Raw genomic sequence first — 24,761 nt, forward strand, 5'->3', positions numbered from 1 at the left:
CCGATGCCCGACTTCCCGACGTCCCCGGCCACACCGCCTGCCCCCCTCGCCGACAGCTCCGCCACGAGCCGGCGGGCCAGGATCGGCCGAGCCCTCTTGGTGATCGTCGCGGCGGTCACGGTGGTGCTGCCGGTGCTCCTCGACGGCGTCGTGCTCGGAGGCGCCCACATGCAGAATCCCGCCTGGCTACCCCACGCCAAGCTGCACGCAGCGATCTCGCTCCTGGCCGCCATCGCCCTGGGCGGCGGCGCGCTGGTGTGCCTGCTCGCCCGTCCGGTCACCGATCGCTTCACCATGGCGATGGGCGGCTACCTCGCGAGCGCGTTCTGGATCGCGCTGATCGCCGCCGGGTGCTGGCCCGGCACCTCGTACTACTTCGCCGGCGACCCCGTGTACGCCCCCGGCATCGACGAAGCCCGATCGCTCGGCGTGCCGAACAACGTCGCCACAGCCCTGCTCATGCTCGCGGCCGTGATCGTCGGCCTCCTGCTCGTCCTGGGGCCTGGCAGCCGTCGGCAAGGGCCCCACGGCGACGATCACGGGGTCCATCCCGGCTACTCGTCGGGCGACCCGGCGAGGTAGGTGGCGGCGAAGAGCGCGACCGGGGTGGCGGCCCGGCCCCGGGCATCGGGCCTCACCGCGAGGTGCCACCACGCGGCGGCCGCCGCGGGCGGCAGCGGGGCATCGTCGCCGCCGTGATCCAAGCCATGCGACCGGCACCACCGGCGGGCCCGGTCGGCCAGTTCCCGGTAGTCCGCTGGGCGGGAGAGCCGGATCCGGGTGGTGGCGGCGTCCGGGAGTGGGACGGCTCGGAGGAAGTCGCGTTCGGCGGCCTTGAGGGGCAACTGCTCGCGCCGCAGACCGAACTCGACGGCGGCGACCGTGCACACCGGCTGCACCGAGGCGGCGATGGCGTGTCGGCCGGACACCCGCGCGAGCGCGACGCGATGGTGGCCGTCGAGGACGAAGTACAGCGCGCCGATGCGCAGGAGCCGGATCGGCGGCACCGACCCGCCGTGTGCCACGTGCTCGGCGAGACGGTCCAACCGCACGCGCGACGACTCGGTGAGCGGTTGGAAGCGCTGGGTGAACTGCCCGGGCCGACCGACGGTGCCCACGACGGCCCCGACCGGGACGAACGTCGATCCGATCGGTTGTCCCGCGAGGCGGTCGCAGCGTCCCGGCCGGGCGCCGGCGGCCGTCAGGACCTCGTGGAACACGAGGGCGGGTTCTCGCCCCCACTCGTCGGCGATCGACCCCGAGAGCGCGTTCACATCGTCCCCTCTCCGCGGCCGTGTCCGCCCGCTACTCCCACGGCAGGGCGGCGTCCGCGTTCTCCGGATCGGGTATCAGCGACGCGGCCTCCGCGCCGCCGTCGTCGCGCACGTCGCCGCTGATGAACTGCAACTCATCGTCGGAGTCCGGCAGTGCGATTCGGATGATGTCACCGGACCGGAACTCCTCGTGCTCGCCGGCCATCAGCTGCCTCCTCGGTCGCCTCGGTTGTCGTGATGCGGTCCGCGCCGATCGCGATGCCGACGATCGTGCAGGACTCGGTGCCGTGGTTGCGCCAGGCGTGCCGGGTGCCGTTCTGGACGACCGTGTCACCCGCCCGCAGGACCGTCCGCTCGCCGTCGTCGAGTTCCAGTGTGACCTCACCCGTGACGACCAGCACGTAGTCGATGCTGTCGGTGGTGTGCAGTCCCGGGACGTCGGGCTCGTTCGCGGCCATCGCGCCCGGCATCAGGCGCTCCAGATCGGCCAACGCCGCGGCCACATCCAGACCGGGAGGCGGGACCAGCTCGCCCGGCGGGATCGTGTTGATCATGAATCGCGATCCGCCCCGGGGCGGGTAGTACGCCTCCGCGCGGTGCGGTGAGCCGTCGTCCGGGAACGCGGGCCGCTCGTCCCGACCCCACAGGCGGTAGGCCGCACAGCCGGGCATCAGGTCGGACGTGATGGGCTCGACATCACGGTCGTCGACCACGCGGGCCTTGCCCGCGGAGTCGTGCCCGGTGACCACTCGACGGATCCTCACGTGCTCCATCCGGTCGCTCCTCCGTACGGTTGCGTATTGATACGGGTGCGTATTGATACGCCACCGTATGCTGGTCTCGCGAACCGGTCAATACGCCGGCGTATCCTCCTGCCGGTGGTGAGCGAGTCGACGCGGCTGTCCGCCCAGGACTGGGCGCGGGCAGCGCTGAAGGCGATCGCGGACGGCGGGCTCGCCGCGGTCGGGATCGAACCGCTGGCACGGACGCTCGGCGTGACCAAGGGCAGCTTCTACGCGCACTACCGCAACCGGGACGAGCTGATCGCGGCGGCACTCGCGGAGTGGGAGCGAAGCCACAGCGACGCGGGACTCGCCGAGCTCGCCGCGATCGCCGACCCGGCACAGCGGTTGCGCGTGCTGCTCACCACCGTGGTGCACGCCGTCCGGCCACTGGCGCCATCGGTGCACCTGAGCCTGCTCGGCGACCGCAACGACCCCCGGGTCGGGGACGTGGTTCGCCGGGTGAACCGAGCCCGGCTGGAGCTCCTGACCCGCACCTACCGGGAGCTCGGCCTCCCACCGGACCGGGCGGCGGCCCGGGCGCGGGTCGCCTACGCGGCCATCCTCGGGCTGATGCACCTGGCACAGACCGATCCGGACGCCCCGCGCTCCGCCGAACTCGCCGACGAGGCGACCGCGGTCTTCCTGCCGTCATGACCGCGGGCGCCGTTCAGTGCTGCCGGTGCGGCGTGCCCCGCAACGTGCACCAGTAGACCGACTGCTCGGCCGGGGTGACCGCGATGGACACCCGCGCGGACACGTCCTCGCCGAAGCGGCGGCGCAACGCCTTCCGCACGGTCTTCTGCACGCGCTTCGCGATCTCGTCCCGGTCCCACGACGTCCCGTCGGCGAGCGAGAGGACGGCGACGAACCCGTGGCGGTGGGGCACGGTGCCGAGCTTCGGGCGGACGTCCTCGGCCCGGGAGACCTCCGCGGTCATCGCGAGCTTGCGGCGGGCGCTGATCGCCCTGGCCAGCTCGGCCTCGATCGCGTACGGGTCCACGCCGGGCGGTGCCGTGACGTGCAGGACCGCCATGACGGCGTCTTTCGTGATCATGCGTCCGCTCCTCCGGCACCGATGGGTCGTGCGACTCCGGTAGTAGACGAAGAGCGGTCGGCAAACACAAGACCCTGCCGTTCCCGACCGGTTGCTGATCAGCAATTGACAGCGGGGCGCAAGTGGACGAGTTTGTGCTCGGTCGGCAGTGCTGCCGGCAAGGCGGCAACCCGACCAGCCCGTGGTGCCAAGGCACAGGATCGGAGAGTCCGCCATGAGCACAGACGCTGCACCCGCCCCGTTGATCCGATCGCAACGGCGCCGCGCCGTCGTCGCCAGCACGGTCGGGACCGCCATCGAGTGGTACGACTTCTTCCTGTACGGCACCGCGGCGGCGCTCGTCTTCCCCCACATCTTCTTCCCGGGCGAGGACCCCTACGTCGGGGTGCTCGCGGCGTTCGGCACGCAGTTCGTCGGGTTCGCGGCCCGGCCCGTCGGGGCCGCGATCTTCGGTCACTACGGCGACCGGATCGGCCGCAAGGCCACGCTGATCGCCACGTTGCTCATCATGGGGATCGGCACCGCCCTGATCGGCGTGCTGCCCGGATACGCGGCCATCGGCGTGGCGGCGCCGGTCCTGCTCACCGTGCTGCGCCTGCTGCAGGGCATCGCGGTCGGCGGCGAGTGGGGCGGCTCGGTGCTGCTGGCGATGGAGTGGGGATCGCGCGAACGCCGCGGGTTCTACGCGAGCTGGCCGCAGCTCGGCGTGCCCATCGGCCTGCTGCTGTCCACGGCCATGGTCGCGATCATGTCGTCGCTGACCGGGCCGGACTTCCTCACCTGGGGATGGCGCGTGCCGTTCCTGGTGAGCATCCTGCTGATCGCCGTGGGCCTCTACGTCCGGCTGCGCGTGCTGGAGAGCCCGGAGTTCGCAGCGGTCAAGAAGAAGAAGACCGTCGCCCACCGCCCGCTCGTCGAGGTCATCCAGAAGCAGTGGCGGGACATCCTCGTCTCCGCGTTCGTGCGAATGTCGGAGCAGGCGCCGTTCTACCTGTTCGTCACGTTCGTGCTGACCTACGGCACGCAGGAGATCGGGCTGGAGCGCGGTGAGCTGCTGAACGCCACCTTGATCGCCGCGGCGATCGGGCTGGTGAGCGTGCCGCTGTTCGGCCACCTGTCCGACATCATCGGCCGCAAGCTGATGTACGGGATCGGGGTCGTCTGCGTCGGCCTGTTCGCGTTCCCGTACTTCGGGTTGCTGAACACCGGCGCCTCGGGGCTGATCGTGCTCGCGATCGTCCTGTCGCTGGTGTTCCACGACATGCAGTACGGCCCGCAGGCTGCGCTCATCGCGGAGAGCTTCGGCACCAACGTCCGCTACAGCGGAGCCGGCCTGGGCTACCAGCTCGCCTCGGTCATCGCCGGCGGTCCGGCGCCGCTGATCGCCGCGGCGATCCTGCAGTCGACGGGGTCCAGCACCTGGATCAGCTGGTACATCGTCGGTTGTGCGGTGGTCTCGCTGATCGCCCTGCTCGCGATGCCGGGGCCGGGCAAGGTGTACGACCCCGAACCGTCCGTTCAGGCATCCATCGACGATCAGTGAGATCCGGTGTCGATCCCGGCGCTTCCCGTTCGACCTGGGGGGTGAGAGGGTCCGAACCGGACCCGCCGATCCCCAGGGGATGACCGTGAAGTACATGCTGATCATGCGCGCGACCGACGAGTCCTTCGCGGCGTACGCGGACGTCGACTTCGACCAGATCATGGAGTCGATGGGCCGGTACAACGACGAGCTGATCCAGGCCGGCGTCCTCGTGGCCGCCGAGGGGCTCGCCGACGCCGCGGAGGGCGTGGTCGTCGACTACTCGGCGGAGACGCCCGTCGTGACGGACGGGCCGTACGGCGAGACGAAGGAGCTGTTCGGCGGCTTCTGGATCCTCGACGTCGCGTCCAAGGAGGAAGCCGTGGAGTGGGCGAAGCGGGCTCCGCTGGCCGGCCCCGGCTCGAAGGCCGAGATCCGCCGGGTGACGAGCATCGACGAGCTGCCGCAGGACAACGAGTGGATCAAGAAGGAGCGGGCCTGGCGGGAGGCGACCGGCCAGCTGTGAGCCGCACCGACTCCGGTGGCGGGCGGCGGGCGGTCGAGGCGGTCTGGCGGATCGAGTCCGCGCGGATCGTCGGCGCCCTCGCCCGCTACACCAGGGACTTCGCGCTCGCCGAGGACCTCGCCCAGGAGGCGCTGGCCGAGGCGCTCGTCACGTGGCCGAGCGGCGGCGTCCCCCGCAACCCGGCGGGCTGGCTGCTCACCGTGGGCCGCCGCCGCGCCATCGACGGGTTCCGCCGCCGGTCGGCGCTCGACGACCGGTACGCCGACCTCGCCCGCGAGCTGGGCGAGGACGGCGGCTCGGCGGACGCCGACGTGCTCTGGGACCCCGACCGGCTCGACGACGACGTGCTGGCGCTGGCGTTCATCGCCTGCCACCCGGTGGTGTCGCGGGAGGCGCGGGTGGCGCTGACGCTGCGGGTGATCGGCGGCCTGACCAGCGACGAGATCGCCCGGGCGTTCCTCGTGCCGACGGCCACCGTCCAGGCCCGCATCACGCGGGCCAAGAAGACCCTCGCTGCGGCGCGCGTGCCGTTCGAGGTGCCGGCGCGGGACGAGCGCCGCGAGCGGCTGGGCTCGGTGCTCAGCGTCGCGTACGTGATCTTCACCGAGGGCTCGACGGCGACGTCGGGCCGGGAGTGGATCCGCACCGACCTGGCGCACGAGGCGATGCGGATGGCGCGGATCCTCGCGAACCTGATGCCGGACGAGCCGGAGGTCCTCGGACTGCTCGCGCTGCTGGAGCTGACCGCGGCGCGGTTCCCGGCCCGCACCGGCCCGGACGGCGAACCGGTGCTGCTGGAGCACCAGGACCGGCGGCGCTGGGACCGGGCGGCGATCGGGCGCGGGCGCGCGCTGCTCGCCCGCGCCGGGGGTGCCGGCCGCGGGTTGGGCGCGTACGGCCTGCAGGCCGCGATCGCCGAGTGCCACGCCACCGCGCCGTCGGTCCGGGAGACGAACTGGGAGCGGATCGTCCTGCTCTACGACGCGCTCGGCCGGCTCGCGCCCTCCCCCGTCGTCGACCTCAACCGCGCGGTCGCGATCTCGATGGCCGAGGGGCCCGCGGCCGCGCTTCGGATCGTCGACGGCCTCGCCGCCGCCGACGCGCTCCCCGGATCGCACCTCCTCCCGAGCGTGCGCGGGGAGCTGCTCGCCCGGCTCGGCCGCACGGAGGAGGCCCGGGCGGAGCTGGCCCGCGCCGCCGGCCTCTGCGGCAACGCCCGGGAGCGGGAGCTGCTGGAACGGAAGCGAGCGGCGCTGGAGTGTGCTGACGAACCCCGGCCGTAGCGAGCGGCGGCCACGTGGTGTCGTCGCAAGGCGAACGATCGGACCGATACCCCGGTCGCCGACGCGGCCTCGCAGCGGCAGTACTCGGAGGAGCCGGGGGTGGGCCGCGCTGCCGGCCCTCGGGCGGCCGCCCTTCCACCGGGAGCGGCTTGATCAGCAGATCGGTGCATCCACGGCCCCGCACCGAAGCCGTGATCATGCCCGCGAGCCCAGGCCTCCGGTGGCGTCGCGCAGTGCGCCGGGATTCTTCAGCGCATCCCTACGACCCGCGGCGCACCGCATCCTCCGGAGGTCGCAAGCCGGACTGGGAACCTGCGCCCGATGTGCGGGCGCGCTCGTCCCGACAGGCTCGGCGCATGACATCGAAGGCCCCGCGCGGGCTCGCGGCGCTCGCCGCCGCCTGCGCCGTGGTGGCGCTGGTGAGCGGCTGCGGCGCCCCGGCGACCACGACCCCGGCCCCGCCGGTCCCCGCCCCGAGCACCGCGGCCCTGACCGGGCCGGACGTCGACGCGTGGCTGGACGGGCTGGTCCCGGCCGCCCTCGAACGGTCCGGCATCGCGGGTGCCGCGGTCACCGTGGTCCACGACGGGCAGCTGCTCACCGCCCGCGGGTACGGCTGGGCCGACGCGGGCACCGACGGTTCCGCTCCGCGGCGCGTCGACCCCGACCGGACGCTCTTCCGGGTCGGGTCGGTCTCGAAGGTGTTCGTCGCGACCGCGGTTCTGCAGCTGGTCGAGCAGGGGCGGATCGACCTCGACGCCGACGTGCAGACCTACCTCGACTTCCCCCTGCCGCGGACGTTCGACCCTCCCATCACGATGCGCCACCTCCTGACGCACACGGCGGGTTTCGAGGAGCGGATCAAGGGCATCATCACCCGGGGTGAGCGCCGGGTGGACCTGCGCGACACCGTCGCCGTCGACCCGCCGGAGCAGGTGTTCGAACCCGGCACCGTGCCGTCGTACTCCAACTACGGCTATACGCTCGCCGGCTACGTCGTCGAGCGGGTGAGCGGAATGCCGTTCGACTCGTACGTGCAGCGCAACGTGCTCGACCGCGCCGGCATGGCGTCGTCGAGCTTCGCGCAGCCGTTGCCGCCGGAGCTGTCCGGCAGGCTCTCGCGGGGCTATGTCACCGACTCCGACCCGCCCGGCGCCTTCGAGACGGTGGGCCCCGCCCCCGCCGGCGCGCTGTCGGCGTCCGCGACGGACATGGGTCGGTTCATGCTCGCGCAGCTCGGCGAGCTCGGACCGGATCGGGCCCTGCTCCGCCCCGACACCCTGGCGCTGATGAAGCGGCCCGCCCTCGACGCGACGTCCCTCGGCACGCTGGCCGCCGGTCCCCGGATGGCGCTCGGTCTGTTCGAGGAGGACCGGGGCGGCCACCGCATCGTCGGGCACGGTGGCGACACGGACTACTTCCACTCGCACATGACGCTCTTCCCGGACGACCGGACCGGCGTCTTCGTCACGCTCAACAGCGGCGGCCGCGGCGCGACGGACACCCTCGAGCTGCGGCAGTCGCTGCTCGACGGGTTCACCGACCGGTACTTCCCCGCGACCGGCCCCACGGACCGGCCGGCGACGCCGACGGCGGCGAGCCACGCCGCGCAGGCCGAAGGCAGCTACGAGAACGCGCGTTCGCCCTACAGCACGTTCCTCAGCGCGCTCCGGCTCAGCGGCCAGACCCGCGTCACCGCGCGACCGGACGGAACGGTGCTCATCGACCCGGGACCGCTGAGCATGTACCCGGCCGTCTACCGCGAGGTCGAGCCCTGGGTCTGGCAGGAGGTCGGGGGCCTGCGGACCGTCACGATGCGCACGGTGGGAGACCGGGTCGAGGCGATCGGTTTCGAGTCGGCGTTCACGCTCCTGCGCACCGGGCCCGGCCGCGACGCCGGCCTCGTGGTCCCGGTGGTCCTGGCATCGGCGGCCGTGCTGGTCATCGGCCTGCTGGCCTGGCCGATCGGAGCGATGACCCGCCGCCGCTACCGCATTCCGGCGGCTCCGCGGCCGGCCCGCGCGGCCCGCGTCCTGACCCGGGTCGCCGCGGCAGCCGCCGTGCTCGCGCTCGGGGGGTGGACGGCGGTCGTCCTCACCATCGCCGGCCTGGGGGATGTGCCGGAGCCGCTCATCCGCGCGCTTCAGGTCGCCCAGTGGGTGGCGCTCGCCGGGGTGCTCCCGGCGGGGCTCGTCCTCGTCTCCTCCGCCCGGCACCGCGCAGGCCCGATCAGGATCCTCGGTAGCGTGTCGCTGCTGCTGGGCCTGGTGGGAACCGCGTGGTTCGCGCAGAGCTTCGGCCTGCTCTCGCTCGACGTGTCCTACTGACGGCCCGGTGACCCGATGACCTCCCAGATTGCCGCCCCGATCGAGGCCGACCCGCCGCAGGGCTGGCCGGACCGGTTCGCGGGATGGGCCGACACCCGACTCACGCGCGTGGGCCTGACCGGTGAGTTCCGGCGGGACTGCGCGCTCGCCGTGGTCTTGTGCCTGGTCACGACCGTCCTCCTGCTGGTGGTGTTGGCCGACCCGGCGCAGACCGCCGACCTGGGGATGGCGCCGTTCCACGGCACCGCGGCGATCGTCGTGACGGCCGCGCAGTCGCTCGTGCTGTGCATCCGGCGCGTGAGCCCGGTGCTGTGCCTGTGGGTGGTGGCGCTGCTGCAGGTGATGATGTTCGCCATGCTCCCGGCCGGGGCGGCCATCCGCGGTCTCGCGCCCGCGGTCGCCGCGTACGGCTGCGGGGCGCTGCTGCCCGGTCCCCGAGCGGCCCGGGTGGTCGCCGGCGTCGCCCTGTTCGAGAGCACCGCGCTCGTGGTGGCCAACGTCGTCCCCACGGTGAGCCCGGTGTCGGCGGTGGTCGCGCAGGCGCTGTCGAGCGTGCTGACCTACACCGCAGGCGCCCTCTTCGGCGCCTACGTCGCGACGCGCCGGCAGTACGTCGGGCTCGTGCGGGTGCGCGCGGCGGAGGCGGTCGAGGCGCAGCGGGCGAGGGCGGATGCCGCCATCGGGTCGGAACGGGCGCGGATGGCCCGCGAGCTGCACGACATCGCGGCCCACCACCTGTCCGGCATGGTCGTGCAGACGGCCGTCGTCGAGCGGTTGATCGACCGCGATCCGCAGGCGGCCAAGGAGGCGGCCGCGTGGATCCGCGCGCAGGGCAAGGAGACGCTGCACAACCTGCGCCTCGTCGTCGGCGCGCTCCGCGGGCCCGGGCAGGGTGACCTGGAGGACGGTGGAGCTCCGGTGCCCGGGCTGGCCGTCCTCGACCGCCTCGTGCAGGCGGCGCGCGAGCTCGGCACGCCCGTCGTGCTCGTGCAGGACGGTGAGCGGAAGGAGCTCCCGCCGATCGCCGACATCACGTTCTACCGGGTCACCCAGGAGGCGCTCTCGAACGCCCGGGAGCACGCGCCGGGTGCTCCCGCGCGGGTCGTCCTGCGCTACGGCGGGTCCGAGGTCTCGTTGGCCGTCGAGAACGAGGCCCGCCCGGCGCCGGACCGCCCGCGGGTCCACCGCGGGTTCGGCCTGGCCGGGATGCGGGAGCGGGCGCAGCTGATCGGGGCGGAGTTCGACGCCGGGCCGACGGCGGCCGGCGGGTGGCGGGTGTCGCTGCGCCTGCCCGCCGACCGGGAGACCGCGTCGCCGCACGCGGGGGCCCACCGATCCGCCCCGCGCCCGGGCACGAGACTGACGCCGTGATCAGAGTGGTGCTCGCGGACGACCAGTCCGTGGTCCGGGCGGGGTTCAAGGTCATCCTCGAGCTCGCGGGTGACATCGAGGTCGTCGGCGAGTGCGCCGACGGTCCCGCGGCCGTACGGCTCGCCCGCCACCTCCGGCCCGACGTCGTCTGCATGGACGTGCGCATGCCCGGCGGCGACGGCCTCGCCGCCACCCGCGAGATCACCTCCGGCGAGGCCGACGGGTCCGCGCCGGCCGTGCTCGTCGTGACCACGTTCGACCTCGACGAGTACGTCTTCGGCGCGCTCGAGGCCGGTGCCAGCGGGTTCATCCTTAAGGACACCGAGCCCGACGACCTCGTCGACGCGGTCCGCCGGCTCGCGAACGGGTACGGCCTCGTCGACCAGGTCGTGACGCGGCGGGTGATCACCGAGTTCGCCCGCCGCAGGCCGGCCCGCACCGCGTCCGGCGACGCGGCGCGCCAGCTCACGGCCCGGGAGACCGACATCGTGCGGCTGCTCGCCCGGGGCATGTCGAACGCCGAGATCGCGCGGGAGCTCGTGATCGAGACGAGCACGGTGAAGTCCCACCTGGGACGCGCGATGACCAAGATCGGTGTGCGGGACCGCCTCCAGACGGTGGTGTGGGCGTACCAGAACGGCATGGCCTCGTGAGCGACGTGGCGGGGCTTCGGCCGGGGGTCACGCTGCGGCGCCACCAGCTCGACGCGCTCGACGGGGTGGGCAAGGTGCTGGCACGAGGCGGGCGGCGCGCCTGGGTCGTGTTGCCGCCGGGCGCGGGCAAGACCGTGGTGGGCCTGGAGGCGGCACGGCGGTTGGGGCGGCCGATCGTCGCGTTCGCCCCGAACACGGCGATCCAGGGCCAGTGGCTCGCGGAGTGGTCCCGCTTCGGCCCCGACCCGCCGGCAGGCTCCGTCGACCGCGGGCTCGGCGCCGCCGTCACGGCGCTGACGTACCAGTCGCTCGCGAACTTCGACCCGGACGCCGAGATCGACCCGGACGGGCACGACCGCGGGGTGCACATCCAGCGGCTGCGGTCCTCCGGCCGTGAGCTGGTGGCGGCGCTGGGCAGGCGACCGGTCACGCTGGTGCTCGACGAGTGCCACCACCTGCTGGACGTGTGGGGTGAGTTGCTCGCCGAGGTGCTCGAACGCCTGCCCGACGCCACGGTCATCGGGCTCACGGCCACCCCGCCGAGCGCGCTGACCCGCGACGAGCGCGCGCTCGTGGACCGCCTCTTCGGGCGGATGGTCACCGGACCCTCGATCCCGGCGATGGTGCGCGAGGGCGAGCTCGTGCCGTTCGCCGAGCTCGCGTGGTTCACCACGCCGACCGGCCGGGAGCAGGCGTGGCTGGCGGCGCAGACCGAGCGGTTCACCGACCTGACGGCGGACCTGGTCGACCCCGGCTTCGCCACCGTCGGTTTCCTGCCCTGGCTGGACCGGTACGCGGTGCGCCGGGAACACAGCTCGGGCGAGGGCGCCGCCGTGCCGTGGCACCGGTTCGCCCGCGACCACCCCGAGGTGGCGGACGCGGCGCTGCGTTTCCACCACGCCGGGATGCTGGCGCTCCCGGACGGGGCCCGGCTGCACGAGCGGCACCGGCACGCACCCACCGCCGACGACTGGATGCGGCTGCTGCACGTCTACGCCCACCGGTTCCTCGCCCGCAGCGACGACCCGCGCGATGCCCACGCCCACGACGCGATCCGCGCCGCGCTGCCCGGCGTCGGCTACCGGCTCACCCGGCACGGCGTGCGCAGCGGCCGTTCCCCGGTCGACCGGGTGATCGCCCGCAGCTCCGGGAAGATCGACGCCGCCGGCCGGATCCTCACCGCCGAGCACGAGGCGCTCGGCGACCGGATGCGCGCGGTGGTGATCTGCGACCACGAGCGGGCCCGCGCCACCCTGCCGTCGGGCCTCGTCGGCGTGCTCGACGCCGACGCCGGCTCGGCCCGGCTGGCCCTGCGCCACCTCGCGCGGCTGCCGGGGCTGGCGCCGCTCCTGGTGACCGGTCGGACGGTCGCAGCGGGCGCCGACGTCGCGCGCGCCTTTCACGAGTACGCCGCCGAGGCCGACCCCGACCTGCAGCTGGACCCGGTGCCTGCGGACGCCACCGGCGTCGTGGAGATCACCGGGGGGTGGGCCTCGCGCCGCTGGGTCCCGCTGGTGACCGGGTTCTTCACCGCCAGCGGGTCGATCACGCTGATCGGCACCCGCGCGATCCTCGGCGAGGGGTGGGACTGCGCCGCGGTCAACACCCTGGTCGACCTCACCGAGGCCACCACCGGCACGTCCGTCGTGCAGCTGCGCGGGCGGGCGCTGCGCCGGGACCCGGGCTGGCCCGGCAAGGTCGCGCACACCTGGTCCGTCGTCTGCGTCGCGGAGGACCACCCGAAGGGCGCCGCCGACTTCGAGCGGTTCGTCCGCAAGCACGAGGGCTACTACGGCGTCACCGAGCAGGGGAACGTCATGGACGGGGTGACGCACGTCGATCCGGCGCTCTCCGCGTACGCTGCGCCGCCCGCCGGGGAGTTCGCCGGCTTCAACGACCGGATGCTGGCGCGCTGCGGGGCCCGCGACCGGGCGCGGGAGCTGTGGCGGGTGGGCGCGCCGTACGCGGACCGCCCCGTGCGGGTGGTCCGGCTGGTGGGCCGCGCTCCCGTCCGCGAGCGGGCGGAGCCGCGCCCTCCCGCGGTGGTGGCGACGCGGCTGGGCCTGTCCACCGACGCCCGCACGCCGTGGCCGATCGCGGCGCTGGTCACGTCGATCGCCGCCGTCGCGTTCCTCGCGGCGGGCGCCGGCGCGGTGGCGGCCGTCCCGCTCGTCGCGGCGGTGCTCTGCGCCGGGGCGTACGCCCGGCACGCCCACCGGCGCGGCCTTCTGCTCCACGACGTCGCCACCTCGTCGCCCGACGTGCCCGCGATCGCCTACGCCACCGCCGAAGCGCTGCACGCCGCCGGGCAGATCGACCGCGGGGCCGACGCCGTCATGATCGAGCCCGACGAGACGGGGGCCTGGCAGTTCCGCCTGACCGGCGCCGATCCGGCCGGCTCCGAGCGGTACGCGGCCGCGTTGGACGAGGTGCTCAGCCCGCCCGCCGACCCGCGTTACCTGATCGGCCGCTACGTGCCGGCGGACCCGGGAACTTCGTGGCCCGCCACGCTGCTCGCCGGGTTGCGCCCGCCCGCGCGCTGGGCCCGTCCCCATGCCGTGGCCCACCACGCGGTGCCGGCCGCGCTGGCCGAGCACCGACGGCACGCGGACCTCTTCGCCCGGGCCTGGCGGCGCTGGGTCAGCGACGGGCCGCGGCCCGTCTACACCCGCAGCCCGGAGGGGTCGCTGCTGCTCGCGTCCCGGCGCGGCCTCTCCCCGCTGGATGCCCACACAGCTCTGCGCCTGACGTGGGAGTAGCCGTCCTGGTGTCGCTGGGCACCCTCCACTCGGGCACCGAGGCGTTCTTCCGCGCCTGCTTCGACGTGCTCGCCGACCTCCCCGCGCGGGTCCTGATCGCCGTCGGCTCCCACACCGATCCCGCCCGGCTCGGGACGCCGCCCGCGAACACGCTGGTCCGCGCGTCCGTCCCGCAGCTGGAGGTGCTCCGGCGCACCGCGGTGTTCGTCACCCACGGCGGCATGAACAGCGCGCTGGAGGGCCTCGCGAACGGGGTGCCGCTCGTCGTCGTCCCCCAGCAGTTCGAGCAGCTGCTCATCGGCCGGGCCGTCGCCGAGCGCGGCGCGGGCATCGTGCTGCGGCACAACCTGTCGAATCGGCCCGTCCCGCCGGCCGAGCTGCGGGCCTCCGTCGAACGCGCCCTCACCGACCCGTCGCGCAGCGTAGCCGCGAAGTCCCTCGCCGACACCGTCGGCGACGGCGGCGGGGTACCCGCGGGGGTCCGGGCGATCAAGGACCTGCTGGGCGCAGCCGGCTGAGCAGCTCGACCACCGGCGCGGACGGCCGGGGCGGGTGCACGACGTAGACCTCGCGGACCGGGGCGCGCCCGTGCAGGTCCCTGGCGACGACCCGGCGCCCCGCCAGCAGGCTCGCCGGCACGAAGGAGACGCCGAGCCCCGACTCGACGAGCGCGAGCGTGACCTCGTAGTCCCTGGTCTCGTAGGCCACGTGCAGCGGGCCCAGCGAGTCCAGGCAGATCCGGTTCGGCACGCCCGGCGCCCCGGAGATCCAGTCCTCGTCGGCGAGGTCGTCGAGCGCGATCTCCTCGGCGGTGGCGAGCCGGTGGGCGGGCGGAAGCACCAGGTGCAACCGGTCCCGGAGCAGGAGCCGCCGGTGCAGGCCGCGGGCCGGCGGCAACGTGACCCCCGGGTAGCGGTGCGTGACGAGCAGGTCGAGCTCGCGCGCGGCGACGAGGCCGTAGCCCTCGGGAGGCTCGACGTCCACCAGGGAGGTGCGGATCCCGGGACGCTCCTCCTTCAACGCGGCCAGCGCCCGCGGCAGCAGCGTCCGGGCGGCCGTCGAGAAGGCGCCGACCGCGATCCGCTGTGGCTCCGCACCCGCGGCCTCGCGCACGGCCTCCTCGGCGGCGCGCAGCTCACCGATCACCCGTTCCCCGTGCTCCAGCAGGACCCGCCCGGGCCCGGTCAGTCGGGTGCCGGTGCGGCCCCGCTCGATCAGCGGGGCACCGACCTCGCGTTCCAGCTTCGCGAGCTGCTGGGAGAGCGCCGACGGCGTGAACCCCATGCGCGCGGCCGCCGCCGCGATCGAACCGGCATGGGCCACCTCGACGAGCACGCGCACGCGTTCCGCGTCCAGTGCCATTAGCGTTCCTGATGCTCGCCCAGCAGGTCGAACTTCAGCTTAACGATCGCCGGACGCATCCTCGTCGTATGACGTCCCTTCCCACGGCCGCCGACGTCGCCGCGGCCGCGATCCGCCTGGCCCCCTACGTCCGGCGCACCCCCGTGCTGCGCGCCGAGATCGACGGCCACCCGGTGGTACTCAAGCTCGAGCACCTGCAGCGCAGCGGGTCGTTCAAGCTCCGCGGCGCCCTCAACGCGCTGCTCGCCGGGGAACCGCCGGAGCGCGTCGTCACGGCGTCCGGCGGCAACCACGGGCTCGGCGTGGCCACCGCGGCCGGCATCCTCGGCGTCCCGGCCGTGGTCTACGTGCCGCGCGGCGTGCCCGAGAGCAAGGCCAGCAGGATCGAGGCGACCGGCGCCAAGCTGATCCGACACGGCGACACCTACGCCGACGCCGCGGCGGCCGCCCGCGCCGAACCCGGCCGGTACGTGCACGCCTACGACGAACCCGTCGTCGTGGCCGGGCAGGGCACGGTCACGGCCGAGATCGTCGAGGAGTGCCCGGACGTCGACGCCGTCGTGGTCGCCGCGGGCGGCGGCGGGCTCGCCGCCGGCACCGCCCTCGCCGCCGGCGGCCGCGCGGTCGTCACCGCCGAGCCGACCGGCTGCCGGGCGGTGCACGCCGCTCTCGAGGCCGGCACGCCGGTGGACGTCGAGATCGACTCGGTGGCCGCCTCGGCCCTCGGCGCCACGAGGATCGGCGACCTGCCCTTCGCCGTCCTCCGCGCCTCCGACGCGGTGGCGACGCTCGTGACCGACGCCGAGATCCTGTCCGCGCAGGAACTGCTGTGGGAGGAGTTCCGGCTGCGGGTCGAGCCGGCCGCGGCGGCCCCCTTCGCGGCGTGGCAGGCCGGGAGGGTCCCCGGCGAGCTCCCGTGCCTCGTGCTGTGCGGAGCGAACTCGTGAGGGCACGAACGCACCGCGGAAAGACGCCGTGCGCCCGGCGGGTTTCCGATGCCCGTCGATCCGCGGGCATGATCCGAAGTATCGGTTGCCCATGGCTGTCCACAGGACAATGGACGCCCGATACTGCGACGATAGGGCGGGGAGCCCGCGTCGTTGGCTCAGCAATCCGGCTCAGCAATCCGGCTCAGCTCGGGTACGTCGCCGTCCGGACGAAGCGCACCTCGTCCAGCGGGACCTCCTCCCCCAAGGTCGCCCACCTCGACGTCCCGAAGAGCGACCCGGCGACGATCGCCGTGCTGGCCCTCGACGGCGTCCGCGACGGCGCGCCGGAGGTCGTGGCCGACGACGTCAGCCGCAACGTCCGCAGCGGGCTGTCCGCCGAGATGCCGGTGCTCTACCCGCAGCTCATGCCCGCCGGAAGTGCCAGATGATCTCGATGGGGAAGCCGGCGTCGGCCGCGCGGGCGGCCTCCGGCACCACCGCGGCGAGCGACCACGGCCAGGCGTCCCACGGCCCGGGGTCCGATGCCCGCTCCGGGGCCGGGCCGACGGGTTCGAGGACGGGCTCCTCGCACCGGCGCAGCTCCAGGCCCACGGCGAGCGCCGCACGCAGGTAGTCGCTCACGAGGTGGCGGTGGCCGGGCAGCCGTCCGGGGCGCCCGGCGGAGTCGCGCACGGTGGGGATGGACCCGCGCAGGATCCGTTCGGGGTGCATGTCGGAGACCACCAGGTGACCGCCGGGACGCAGCACCCGCGCGAACTCCGCGAAGGCCGGCCGCAGGTCGGGGACGTGGGCCAGCGCCAGCCCGCAGGTCACCAGGTCGGCGGACGCGTCGGCGACCGGCAGGGCGCCGAGGTCGCCGGACCGGAAGTCGCCGCCCGGGACGTTGGCGCGGGCCCGGGCGAGCATGTCCGGTGAGCTGTCCACGCCGATCACCCGATGCCCGCGCTCGACGAGCATCGCCGAGAACCGGCCGGTGCCACAGGCCGCGTCGACGGCGACGCCCGCCGGTACGGCGTCGACGATCTCCTTCACGATCGGCTCGTCGAAGTCGAAGGCCGTGTTGTGCCCGTCGTCGTAGGTGGCCGACCACACCCGGTACCCGTCGACCGAGCCCACCCGGTCGACGGTGACGGCGGCGTCGGCGAGCGACTCGTCGGCCAGCAGGTCCCGGACCTCCGCGATCCGCGCCTCGACGAACTCGCGGTCGTACTCGCCGATGAACCCCCGCAGCAGGGCGATGCCCTCGATCCCGACGAGGTAGGCCAGCGGGTGCTCGTAGATCACGGCCCGGGACGGTAACCGCGGGCGCCGCTCTGCGGCCACCGACTTCTCAGCAGCCGCAGCATCGCGACGATCCCGGCCAACGGACCGATCGCCAGCAGTGCGAACGCCCAGTACCAGCCGGCCGCCTGCTCGACGGCGGGAACGAGCCAGATCGTCGCGCCCGTGAGCAGGAACCCGAGCGCCATCTGCACGGTCAGAGCGGTCCCGACGTAGCTCTGGTCGGCCAGCTCGGTGACGAGCGTGGAGAACTGCGTCGAGTCGCCGACCACGCTGTACCCCCACACCAGCCCGACGATGACGAGCAGCCAGAGGGGGCCGTCGATCAGCAGGCCGATGGTGGCGGCGCAGGCGCCCGACACGGTCATCATCCCGATGGCGGTCCGCTCCCGACCGATCCGGTCGCCCAGCGCACCTCCGCTCCAGTTGGCGAGCCCGCCGGCCACGAACACCGCGAACGTGACGTACGCGGCCAGCACCGGCTGGTCCAGCCCGCGCCGGTGCAGCGCTGCCGTGAAGAAGACCAGGAACCAGGCCCACATCGCGTACAGCTCCCACATGTGGCACAGGTAGCCGATCATCGCGAGTCGGGTGCCGCGGTCGCGCAGTACCGCCCAGACCTGCCGCGGGTCGAACACCGCCCCGGGGAACGGGAACGGGCCTTCCCGCACGACGGTCAGGGTGATCACCCCGCCGGCCACGGTGAGGACCGAGGTGGTCACGATGACGGTCCGCCAGTCCAGCCCGCCGAGGCCGTTGACGAGGTGCGGCACGCCCTGGCTGACGCTCAGCGCGCCCACCAGCACCCCGAGGGCGGTGCCCCGGCCGTGCCGGTACCAGGTGGAGATCAGCTTGAGCGCGGGCGGGTAGATGCCGGCGATGAAGAAGCCGGTGGCGAACCGGGCGGTGACGCCGAGGCCCACGCCGTCGGTGGCGAGGAGGAGCAGGTTCGCGCTCGCGGCTCCGAGCGAGCACAGGAAGATCAGCCGGGTCGACGCGAGCGCGTCGGCGACGGTGCACGCGGCCGAGAGCAGCGCACCGCCGACGAACCCCCACTGCACCGCGATCGTCATCCAGGCGACGGCCTCCGCCGAGAGCTGCCATTCCACGCGCACGTGCGGTATGACGGCGGTCGCGGAGAACCAGGTCGACATGAACAGCAGGGCCGTCGCGGTGAGCACGGCGAGGGTGCCCCGAGGCGTCGTGCACCGCACGGTCATGAGGTGCGTCGGGCCCGGAACGCCGCGACGGAGCTGCGGTTCTGGCAGGCCCGCGAGCAGTAGCGGCGGCGGGGGCCGCGCTGGACGTCGGCGTACACCCGGTCGCAGCCCGCGGCCCGGCAGGTACCCAGCCGCTCGGCGTCGTGCTCGCAGACGGCCAGCGCCAGCCCGAACGCCGTGTTGGCCCGTACCCGGTCGACGAGACCCGTGCCCGGCTCGCCGTAGTGCAGGTGCGGGCCCAGCCCGTGGTCGGAGATGTGCGGCTGCAGCGGTACCTCGGCGAGCAACCCGTTGAGCAGCGCGATCACCTCGCCGCCGCCGAAGGCGGGACGCAGCCGGCGGGCCCAGTCCCGCAGCCGGTCCCCGTCGGCCGCGGAGAGCTCCGTGGGAACGAGGTATCGATGCGCGCCGAGCAGCTCGACGAGCCCGGCATCGGGGACACCCGCACCCGTCGTGACCGCGTTGATCAGGGCAACCGCCGTGGCGGCGCCGTCGATCCGGTATCCGCTCGTGTCCATGCGTCCCCCTGTAAGCGCAATGGAACCACAATTGCCTTAGCGGCGCAGCCCGAGCGTTCCGGACAGGTGGTGACCGGTAGGTTGCAGGCAGTTCCGAGGGGAGATCACGGCCGTGGACGCGGAGCCGGGCATCGATCCGCGACGGGTGGCCGAGGTCATCGCCACAGGGGCCGACGGGGTCGGCCGGCGGGCCTCCGGCTACCGGGTCGCCTCGGGCGTGGTGCTCACCGCGGCCCACGCGGTGAGCGACGCCCGCGCCGTCCACGTGCGCTTCGACGCCGACCGGCCGGGCGAGTGGAGCGCCCCGGCCCTCGACGTGGTGGCCGACCCGGCCTCGGATCTCGCGGCGGTGCACATCGACGCCCCCGACGACGTGCCCGCGTCCGCCTTCGGCCGGATCGGCGACCGCTCCGGCGTGCTCGCCGTGCAGACCGTCGGGTTCCCGCGGTTCAAGCTGAGGGACTACACCGCCCCGCGGAGCGGCTCCTACCGCGACTCGCACCACGCGGTGGGCACGGTGGCGCCGCTGTCGAACCGGCGCTCCCGCCGTCTCGAGGTGAGCGTCACCGCGCCCGAGCGCGATCCGGATCCGGACGCCTCACCGTGGGAGGGCATGTCCGGAGCCGCCCTGTGGGCCGGCGGCTGCATCGTCGGGGTCGTCACCGACCACCACCGCTCCGACGGGCTCGGCCGGCTCGCGGCGGCGCGCGTCACGGACCTCCTGGACGACGCGGCGGAGAACGCGGCGCGCGGGCTGCGGGACCTCCTCGGGTTGCCGCCGCGCCTGGACGACGTGGCCGGGCCGAAGGAGGCGACCTACCGGCGGCAGATCCGGGACATCGCTCCCGAGGAGCTGCTCGAGCGGGAGGGCGAGCAGCTCGCCCTCGCCGGGTTCGCCGATCCGTACGGGTGGTGGGAGGGGCCCGCGTGGGGCGGCAAGACCGCGCTCATGGCGTGGTTCGCCCTCCACCCGCCGGCGGACGTCCACGTCGTCGCGTACTTCGCGGGTGCGGGCGGCGCCACCTTCCTCGACGCGGTGTCCGAGCAGCTGGCCGCGCTGGCCGGGCGGCCGTTCGAGGCGCCCGCGACGAGCGCCGACCTCCGCCGCGGGCTGTTCGAGCTGGTCGAGGCCGCGGCGCAGCGGTGCCGGGACGCCGGACGGAGGCTCGTCCTCGTCGTCGACGGGCTCGACGAGGACACCGGACCGGCCACGCGGGAGCCCAGCATCGCCGCGCTGCTGCCGCGCCGCCCCCCGCCGGGCGCGACCGTGCTCGTGACGAGCCGCCCGGACCACCCGCTCCCGCCGGACGTGCCCGCCGACCACCCGCTCCACCGGTGCGTCCGGCAACGGCTCCCGGTCTCGCCGCACGCCCGCGACGTGGAGCTCTTCGCGCGGTCGGAGCTGGCGAACCAGTTGCGGGAGGGCCAGCTCCACGAGGACCTGATCGGGCTGATCACCGCGTCCGGCGGCGGCCTCACCAGGGACGACCTCGCCGAGCTCAGCGGCGCATCCCCGTTCGCGGTCTCGGGCCTGCTGTCCGGCGCGTTCGGGCGCAGCGTGCGCGTCCGGACGAACCGGGGCTACGTCCTCGCGCACCGGGCGCTGCGGGACGCCGCCGAACGGGAGCTCGGGTCGCACCTCGACAAGCACCGGACGCGGCTGGCCGACTGGTGCGAGGACCACCGGCGGCGCGGCTGGCCCGCGGGCACACCCGCCTACCTCCTGCACGACTACCCCCGCACGCTGGCTGCCGCCGGCGACGTCATGCGGCTCGCCGCCCTCGCCTCCGACCCCGCGCGCCACGAACGGCTGCTGGAGGTCACCGGCGGCGACGCCGCGGCGTTCGACGAGGTCGCGCTGGCCCAGCGGCTGGGGACCGAGGAGCGCGAGCCGGACCTGATGGCGGCCACGGTGCTCGCGATGCGCCACGAGGAGCTCGCCGGCCGGAACAGGCAGGTTCCGGTGCGGCTACCGGCGGTGTGGGCCGCGCTGGGCCGCCGGGACCGGGCCGCGGCGCTGGCGCGGGGGTTCCCGAAGCGCAAGCGGCGGGCGGCCGCGCTGGCCGGCGCGGCGTGCGCCGCCGCGTGCGCGGGCCACCTCGACGACGCCGAGATGCTCGCGGAACGGGTACCGGACGAGGACCGGCAGGACGGCGCGCTCGCCACGATGGCCGCGGCCGCCGCCGTCCACGACCCGGACCGGGCTCTGCGGTGGGCGCACAACTGCTCGCCCGCTCGTCGGACGGGTGCGCTCGCGCGGGTCGCCACCGCGCTGGCCGCGCGGGACCGGGCGAGGGCCCGGGAGGTCGTCGCCGAGCTGGCGGCGTCCCCGCTGGGCCAGGGTTCCCGGGTCGCCGTGGCGGTGGCCGCCGTCGCGGCCGGCCGGCCGGACCACGCCGAGGCGCTCGTCGCCGGCATCCCGCGGGGCGGGTTCCGGAACCGGGCCCTCGCCGCGGTGGCGGTGGCGCTCGCCGATGCGGGCGAGGCGGGCCGGGCGGAGCAGATCGCGGAGACCATCCGGCGGCCGGGGCCGCGGCTCCCGGCGCTGGCCGCGCTGGTCCGTGGTGCGGTACGCCGGGGCGACGCCACGGCGGCCCGGCGGCACCTCGCCGCGCTGCACGACGCCGCGCGGCTCGCCCCGCACCCCGGTGAGGTGCTGGTCGACGTGGTCACGCTCGCCCGCACGGTGGCCGACCCCGCTGTGGCCGCCGAGCTGCTGCAGGCGGCCGAGCGGCTGGTCGCGGACCGGATCGACCGCGACCAGCGCGACTGGGCCCGCGCGCGGCTGGCCGTCGCGCATGCCGCGGCCGGCGACCCGGAGCGTTCCGAGGAGCTGCTCGAGCTGCTCCCGGACGGCGACCGGACCGCGGGCGCGCTCATCGAGATCGCCGCGCAGGCCGCGCGGGACGGACGGGCCGGCCGGGCCGAGGCGGTGGTCCGCCGGGTGTCCGGCGACGGCAGGCGGATGCGCGCGCTGGTCGACGTCGCCGCCGCCCTCGCCGCCCAGGACCCGCGCCGGGCCGAGGCGATCGCCGCCGAGGCCGAGAGCATGGCGCGGCGGACGAGCGACCCGCACCGGTTCGCGACGATGGCGGAGCCGGTGGTGGACGGCCTGATCGGGCTGGGCGGGGTCGAAGCGGCGCTGGGGGTCGCCGAGCGGATCGCGGAGCCGTCCGCGCGCGACGCGGCGTTGGGGCGGGTGGCCACGGCGCTCGCCAGGAGCGGCGCGGTCGAGGACGCGATCGACCTCGCCCACGCGCTCCACGAGCCCGAGCACCGCTCGTGGGCGCTGGTCGGGATCTGCGAGGCCCGGGCCGCACGGGGTGACCGGGACGGTGCGGCCGCCACCGCCGCCGCGGTCCTCGCGGAGCCGTCGGGGGGCGGCTACCCGCGCGTCGTCGAGTTCCTGCTGCTCTCGGCGGCCCTGCACGGCGCGGGTGCGGTCGACGAGGCGGGGCGGCTGCGGGCGGCCGCCGGTAGGCAGGTCGTCGACGACGTCCCGGATCCCGGGCAGCGGGTGCGGGCGATCGCGCAGCTGGCGGTCACCCTCGCGGCCGCGGACGACGCCGTCCCGGCCGCGGTACTGGTGCGGCGCACCGGGGCGATGCTGTCCGGCATCGACGACCAGCGGCGGCAGGACCGGGCACGCACGCGGGTGGTCGAGGTCTTCGCGGCGGCCGGCCGGACGAGCTGGGCCGACGACAGCGCCCGCCCGATCGTCGCCCCGGCGAGCCGGGTGCGCGCGCTGGCCGCGCTCGGCGCGGCGACGGCCGATGACCCGGACCGCGCGTGGACCCTGCTGGGCCTCGCCGAGGAATCGCTGCCTCGCATCGAGGCCGCGGAGGACCGGTGGGCCGCGACCGGCCGGATCGCCGCGGCCGCCGCCGTGGTGCTCGCCGCCGGGACCGCGCCCGCCCACGACCGCCGTGCGTGGATCACCCGCCTGGTGGCGGAGCTGCTCGGCACCGCCGGCTGGCTGGAGGCCGTTGCGGCCCTCGCCCGGCTCGACCGCGCGGCATTCGACGTGCTCGCGAGCTGGCTCGCGGAGCACACCGCGTCGTGACGAAATCCTTGGAAAGGCTTAAGGCGGCGATGCGTGTGCGCTATCACGTTGCCCACTAGGCTCGGAGTCGTCCGACTCCGACCCCACCGAGAGGAGGCAGGCGGTGTACGACCTGCCGAACATGTCGCCACTGCGCGTGCCAACCCGGTGTGCGCGGAAGCTCGACGGAATCGTCGAGTCCATCCGGGTCCACCCTCCCGGTCGATCGCACCGACCACGCGTGGGGATGGGTTACCTGCTGTAACAGGCGGATCGCCATCCCGGCACCGGGTCGTGCGGCCCGACCGTGGATTGCGATTCCGCGAGGAGCCTCGTAATGCCGTTGGCGCTCTCGGAAGTCATCACACAACTGCGCGCCGAACTCGCGGACGCCATGCGCGCCGGCGAGAACGAGCAGCTGCGCTTCGAGCTCGGCCCCGTCGAGGTCGAACTCACCGTGGGTGTCGACAAAGAGGCGAAGCCGGGCGCCAAAGCCAAATTCTGGGTGCTCGAGCTGGGCACGGAGACCCGGTTCGCAGCCTCCTCCACCCAGAAGATCAAACTCACGCTCGAGCCGCGACACCTCGCCCAGCCGGGCCGCCGCCCCACGATCTCGGGCGACGCAGCGCCCGACGAGCGCTGACGCCCGGCCCTCCCCCGCCCCGGCTCCGCGTGCCGAGCACGTGACGACCGGGTGGTCGCCACGGATGCCCCGGGGGGCCCGCGGATGGAGGCTGGTCCCCCCGACCTCATCCGCAAGGAGTCGTGACCGCCGTGAAGATGCTGCTCGAGCTCATCCCCCTGCCCGTGTCGGACATCGACCGCGCCAAGGAGTTCTACGTGGACGCGGGCTTCACCGTCGACGTCGATGTGCGGCCCGCGGAGGGGGTGCGGGTGTGCCAGCTGACCCCGCCCGGCTCGGCCTGCTCGATCACGTTGACCAGCGGCCTGCCGCAGCTCGCCGACGCGACCCCCGGTTCCGTGCGGGGCCTGCACCTCGTCGTCGCCGACGCCGCGGCCGCGCGCGCCGAGCTCGCCCGGCGGGGTGTGGCCGTCGGTGAGATCGACGAGCACGCCCAGGGCATGCGGTACGTCCCGTTCAGCGACCCGGACGGCAACACGTGGATGCTGCAGGAGATGCCGTGGCGGGCGGGGGACTTCGCGTCAGCCGAGTGACCCCAGGTTCGGCAGGTCGTGGCCCAGGCGGTCGCGTTTCGCCGTGAGGTAGCGGACGTTGTGCTCGTCCACCGGGGCCAGCAGCGGGACGCGCCCGGTGACCTTGACGCCGTTCTCGGTGAGCGCCAGCACCTTGTCGGTGTTGTTCGACAGGAGCCGGACCGACCGAACGCCGAGGTGCCGCAGCACGCGGGCCGCCGCACCGAAGTCGCGCACGTCCACCGGCAGACCGAGCGCGGTGGCCGAGTCGACCGTGTCGAGGCCCTGCTCGTCCTGCAGCACGTGGGTGCGGACCTTCGCGACGAGCCCGATCCCCCGGCCCTCGTGGCCGCGCAGGTACACGAGCACGCCGCACCCCGCGTCGGCGATCGCCTCGACCGCCGACCGGAGCTGGGCCCCGCACTCGCAGCGCAGGGCACCGAACACGTCACCGGTGAGGCACTCGGAGTGGACCCGGACCAGCACGTCCGCCTCGCCGCGCGGTTCGCCGCTGACGAGGGCGAGGTGCTCGTTCCCGTCGTGCGGGTCCCGGAACGCGACGGCTCGGAACCGCCCCCGCCGCGTCACCAGGTCCGACTCCGCGACCTCGGCCAGTTCGGTGTTGCGCGTGTCCTGCATGAGCTGTCCCTCTCGTCCACTCTCGCGAACCGTGAGAAGG

The 24,761-nt window shown here is 74.6% G+C and carries 24 protein-coding genes; 15 read left to right on the plus strand and 9 right to left on the minus strand.

Translation table 11 applies throughout. The features are described from left to right. Positions 1-3: 3 nt before the first annotated feature. Positions 4-582, plus strand: coding sequence for a hypothetical protein (locus ACU436_RS08835; protein ID WP_459023461.1), 579 nt, complete (start codon positions 4-6; stop codon positions 580-582). Here ACU436_RS08835 and ACU436_RS08840 read toward each other — a convergent pair. The 3 genes from ACU436_RS08840 to ACU436_RS08850 are packed head-to-tail and all read right to left on the minus strand — an operon-like array spanning position 555 to position 2,047. Further along, the gene (locus ACU436_RS08840) at positions 555-1,274 is read right to left on the minus strand and encodes a hypothetical protein (RefSeq protein ID WP_459023463.1); all 720 of its coding nucleotides are present in this window, start codon (positions 1,272-1,274) and stop codon (positions 555-557) included. The two genes, ACU436_RS08835 and ACU436_RS08840, sit on opposite strands and share 28 nt — an antisense overlap. 31 nt (positions 1,275-1,305) lie before the next feature. Beyond that, complete coding sequence (locus ACU436_RS08845) at positions 1,306-1,479, minus strand: hypothetical protein (RefSeq protein ID WP_459023465.1); 174 nt, start codon at positions 1,477-1,479, stop codon at positions 1,306-1,308. Continuing rightward, on the minus strand, positions 1,445-2,047 hold the full coding sequence (locus tag ACU436_RS08850; RefSeq protein WP_459023467.1) for a cupin domain-containing protein: 603 nt from the start codon (positions 2,045-2,047) through the stop codon (positions 1,445-1,447). Before ACU436_RS08850 ends, ACU436_RS08845 begins: the two co-directional genes overlap by 35 nt. Before the next feature lie 105 nt (positions 2,048-2,152). Here ACU436_RS08850 and ACU436_RS08855 point away from each other — a divergent pair, with 105 nt between their 5' ends. Next, entirely contained in the window at positions 2,153-2,713 is a 561-nt protein-coding gene (locus ACU436_RS08855) for a TetR/AcrR family transcriptional regulator (RefSeq protein ID WP_459023469.1), read from the plus strand. A 13-nt stretch (positions 2,714-2,726) separates the two neighbouring features. Here ACU436_RS08855 and ACU436_RS08860 read toward each other — a convergent pair whose 3' ends face one another. Further along, complete coding sequence (locus tag ACU436_RS08860) at positions 2,727-3,113, minus strand: hypothetical protein (RefSeq protein WP_459023471.1); 387 nt, start codon at positions 3,111-3,113, stop codon at positions 2,727-2,729. A gap of 214 nt (positions 3,114-3,327) precedes the next feature. Here ACU436_RS08860 and ACU436_RS08865 point away from each other — a divergent pair, with 214 nt between their 5' ends. From ACU436_RS08865 to ACU436_RS08900, 8 genes are all read left to right on the plus strand, one after another. After that, on the plus strand, positions 3,328-4,656 hold the full coding sequence (locus ACU436_RS08865) for an MFS transporter (RefSeq protein WP_459023473.1): 1,329 nt from the start codon (positions 3,328-3,330) through the stop codon (positions 4,654-4,656). Between the two features lie 85 nt (positions 4,657-4,741). Continuing rightward, positions 4,742-5,161 carry a YciI family protein gene (locus ACU436_RS08870; protein WP_459024308.1) on the plus strand — a complete coding sequence of 140 codons (420 nt, stop codon included), beginning with the start codon at positions 4,742-4,744 and terminating at the stop codon, positions 5,159-5,161. Further along, on the plus strand, positions 5,158-6,444 hold the full coding sequence (locus ACU436_RS08875; protein ID WP_459023474.1) for an RNA polymerase sigma factor: 1,287 nt from the start codon (positions 5,158-5,160) through the stop codon (positions 6,442-6,444). Before ACU436_RS08870 ends, ACU436_RS08875 begins: the two co-directional genes overlap by 4 nt. 356 nt (positions 6,445-6,800) lie before the next feature. Beyond that, on the plus strand, positions 6,801-8,771 hold the full coding sequence (locus tag ACU436_RS08880) for a serine hydrolase domain-containing protein (RefSeq protein WP_459023475.1): 1,971 nt from the start codon (positions 6,801-6,803) through the stop codon (positions 8,769-8,771). Positions 8,772-8,786: 15 nt separating this feature from the next. Next, positions 8,787-10,142, plus strand: a complete 1,356-nt coding sequence (locus ACU436_RS08885; protein ID WP_459023477.1) for a sensor histidine kinase — start codon at positions 8,787-8,789, stop codon at positions 10,140-10,142. Further along, positions 10,139-10,795, plus strand: a complete 657-nt coding sequence (locus ACU436_RS08890; RefSeq protein ID WP_459023479.1) for a response regulator — start codon at positions 10,139-10,141, stop codon at positions 10,793-10,795. The genes ACU436_RS08885 and ACU436_RS08890 overlap by 4 nt, the downstream gene beginning before the upstream one ends. After that, on the plus strand, positions 10,792-13,554 hold the full coding sequence (locus tag ACU436_RS08895) for a DEAD/DEAH box helicase family protein (RefSeq protein ID WP_459023481.1): 2,763 nt from the start codon (positions 10,792-10,794) through the stop codon (positions 13,552-13,554). The genes ACU436_RS08890 and ACU436_RS08895 overlap by 4 nt, the downstream gene beginning before the upstream one ends. Continuing rightward, positions 13,545-14,072: a glycosyltransferase gene (locus tag ACU436_RS08900; protein WP_459023483.1), complete on the plus strand. Its 528-nt coding sequence runs from the start codon at positions 13,545-13,547 to the stop codon at positions 14,070-14,072. The genes ACU436_RS08895 and ACU436_RS08900 overlap by 10 nt, the downstream gene beginning before the upstream one ends. Here ACU436_RS08900 and ACU436_RS08905 read toward each other — a convergent pair. Next, a complete protein-coding gene (locus ACU436_RS08905) occupies positions 14,044-14,916 on the minus strand; it encodes a LysR family transcriptional regulator (RefSeq protein ID WP_459023485.1) in 873 nt (290 codons plus the stop codon). The genes ACU436_RS08900 and ACU436_RS08905 overlap by 29 nt on opposite strands. Before the next feature lie 68 nt (positions 14,917-14,984). Between ACU436_RS08905 and ACU436_RS08910 the strand changes: the two genes are divergently transcribed. Next, positions 14,985-15,863 carry a serine/threonine dehydratase gene (locus ACU436_RS08910; protein WP_459023487.1) on the plus strand — a complete coding sequence of 293 codons (879 nt, stop codon included), beginning with the start codon at positions 14,985-14,987 and terminating at the stop codon, positions 15,861-15,863. Between the two features lie 293 nt (positions 15,864-16,156). Beyond that, positions 16,157-16,294, plus strand: a complete 138-nt coding sequence (locus ACU436_RS08915) for a hypothetical protein (RefSeq protein WP_459023488.1) — start codon at positions 16,157-16,159, stop codon at positions 16,292-16,294. On the opposite strand, the gene ACU436_RS08920 is transcribed toward ACU436_RS08915, so the two are convergent. Genes ACU436_RS08920 through ACU436_RS08930 form a run of 3 tightly spaced genes read right to left on the minus strand, consistent with a single transcriptional unit; the run spans position 16,269 to position 18,885 of the window. After that, positions 16,269-17,150 (minus strand): class I SAM-dependent methyltransferase, encoded by an 882-nt coding sequence (locus ACU436_RS08920; RefSeq protein WP_459023490.1) that lies wholly within the window; start codon positions 17,148-17,150, stop codon positions 16,269-16,271. The two genes, ACU436_RS08915 and ACU436_RS08920, sit on opposite strands and share 26 nt — an antisense overlap. Continuing rightward, positions 17,147-18,328: an MFS transporter gene (locus ACU436_RS08925; protein WP_459023491.1), complete on the minus strand. Its 1,182-nt coding sequence runs from the start codon at positions 18,326-18,328 to the stop codon at positions 17,147-17,149. Before ACU436_RS08925 ends, ACU436_RS08920 begins: the two co-directional genes overlap by 4 nt. A gap of 35 nt (positions 18,329-18,363) precedes the next feature. Then, positions 18,364-18,885, minus strand: coding sequence for a CGNR zinc finger domain-containing protein (locus tag ACU436_RS08930; protein ID WP_459023493.1), 522 nt, complete (start codon positions 18,883-18,885; stop codon positions 18,364-18,366). A 112-nt stretch (positions 18,886-18,997) separates the two neighbouring features. On the opposite strand from ACU436_RS08930, the gene ACU436_RS08935 reads away from it, so the two are divergent. The 3 genes from ACU436_RS08935 (at position 18,998) to ACU436_RS08945 (ending at position 24,103) form a co-directional block, all read left to right on the plus strand. After that, positions 18,998-22,948, plus strand: coding sequence for a trypsin-like peptidase domain-containing protein (locus tag ACU436_RS08935; protein WP_459023495.1), 3,951 nt, complete (start codon positions 18,998-19,000; stop codon positions 22,946-22,948). Between the two features lie 316 nt (positions 22,949-23,264). Beyond that, a complete protein-coding gene (locus ACU436_RS08940; RefSeq protein WP_459023497.1) occupies positions 23,265-23,570 on the plus strand; it encodes a trypco2 family protein in 306 nt (101 codons plus the stop codon). A 122-nt stretch (positions 23,571-23,692) separates the two neighbouring features. Further along, on the plus strand, positions 23,693-24,103 hold the full coding sequence (locus ACU436_RS08945) for a VOC family protein (RefSeq protein WP_459023499.1): 411 nt from the start codon (positions 23,693-23,695) through the stop codon (positions 24,101-24,103). Here the strand turns inward: ACU436_RS08945 and ACU436_RS08950 are convergent. Continuing rightward, positions 24,092-24,721: a GTP cyclohydrolase II gene (locus tag ACU436_RS08950; RefSeq protein ID WP_459023500.1), complete on the minus strand. Its 630-nt coding sequence runs from the start codon at positions 24,719-24,721 to the stop codon at positions 24,092-24,094. The genes ACU436_RS08945 and ACU436_RS08950 overlap by 12 nt on opposite strands. Positions 24,722-24,761 lie beyond the last annotated feature (40 nt).

This window comes from Pseudonocardia wallangbongensis, assembly GCF_054486945.1.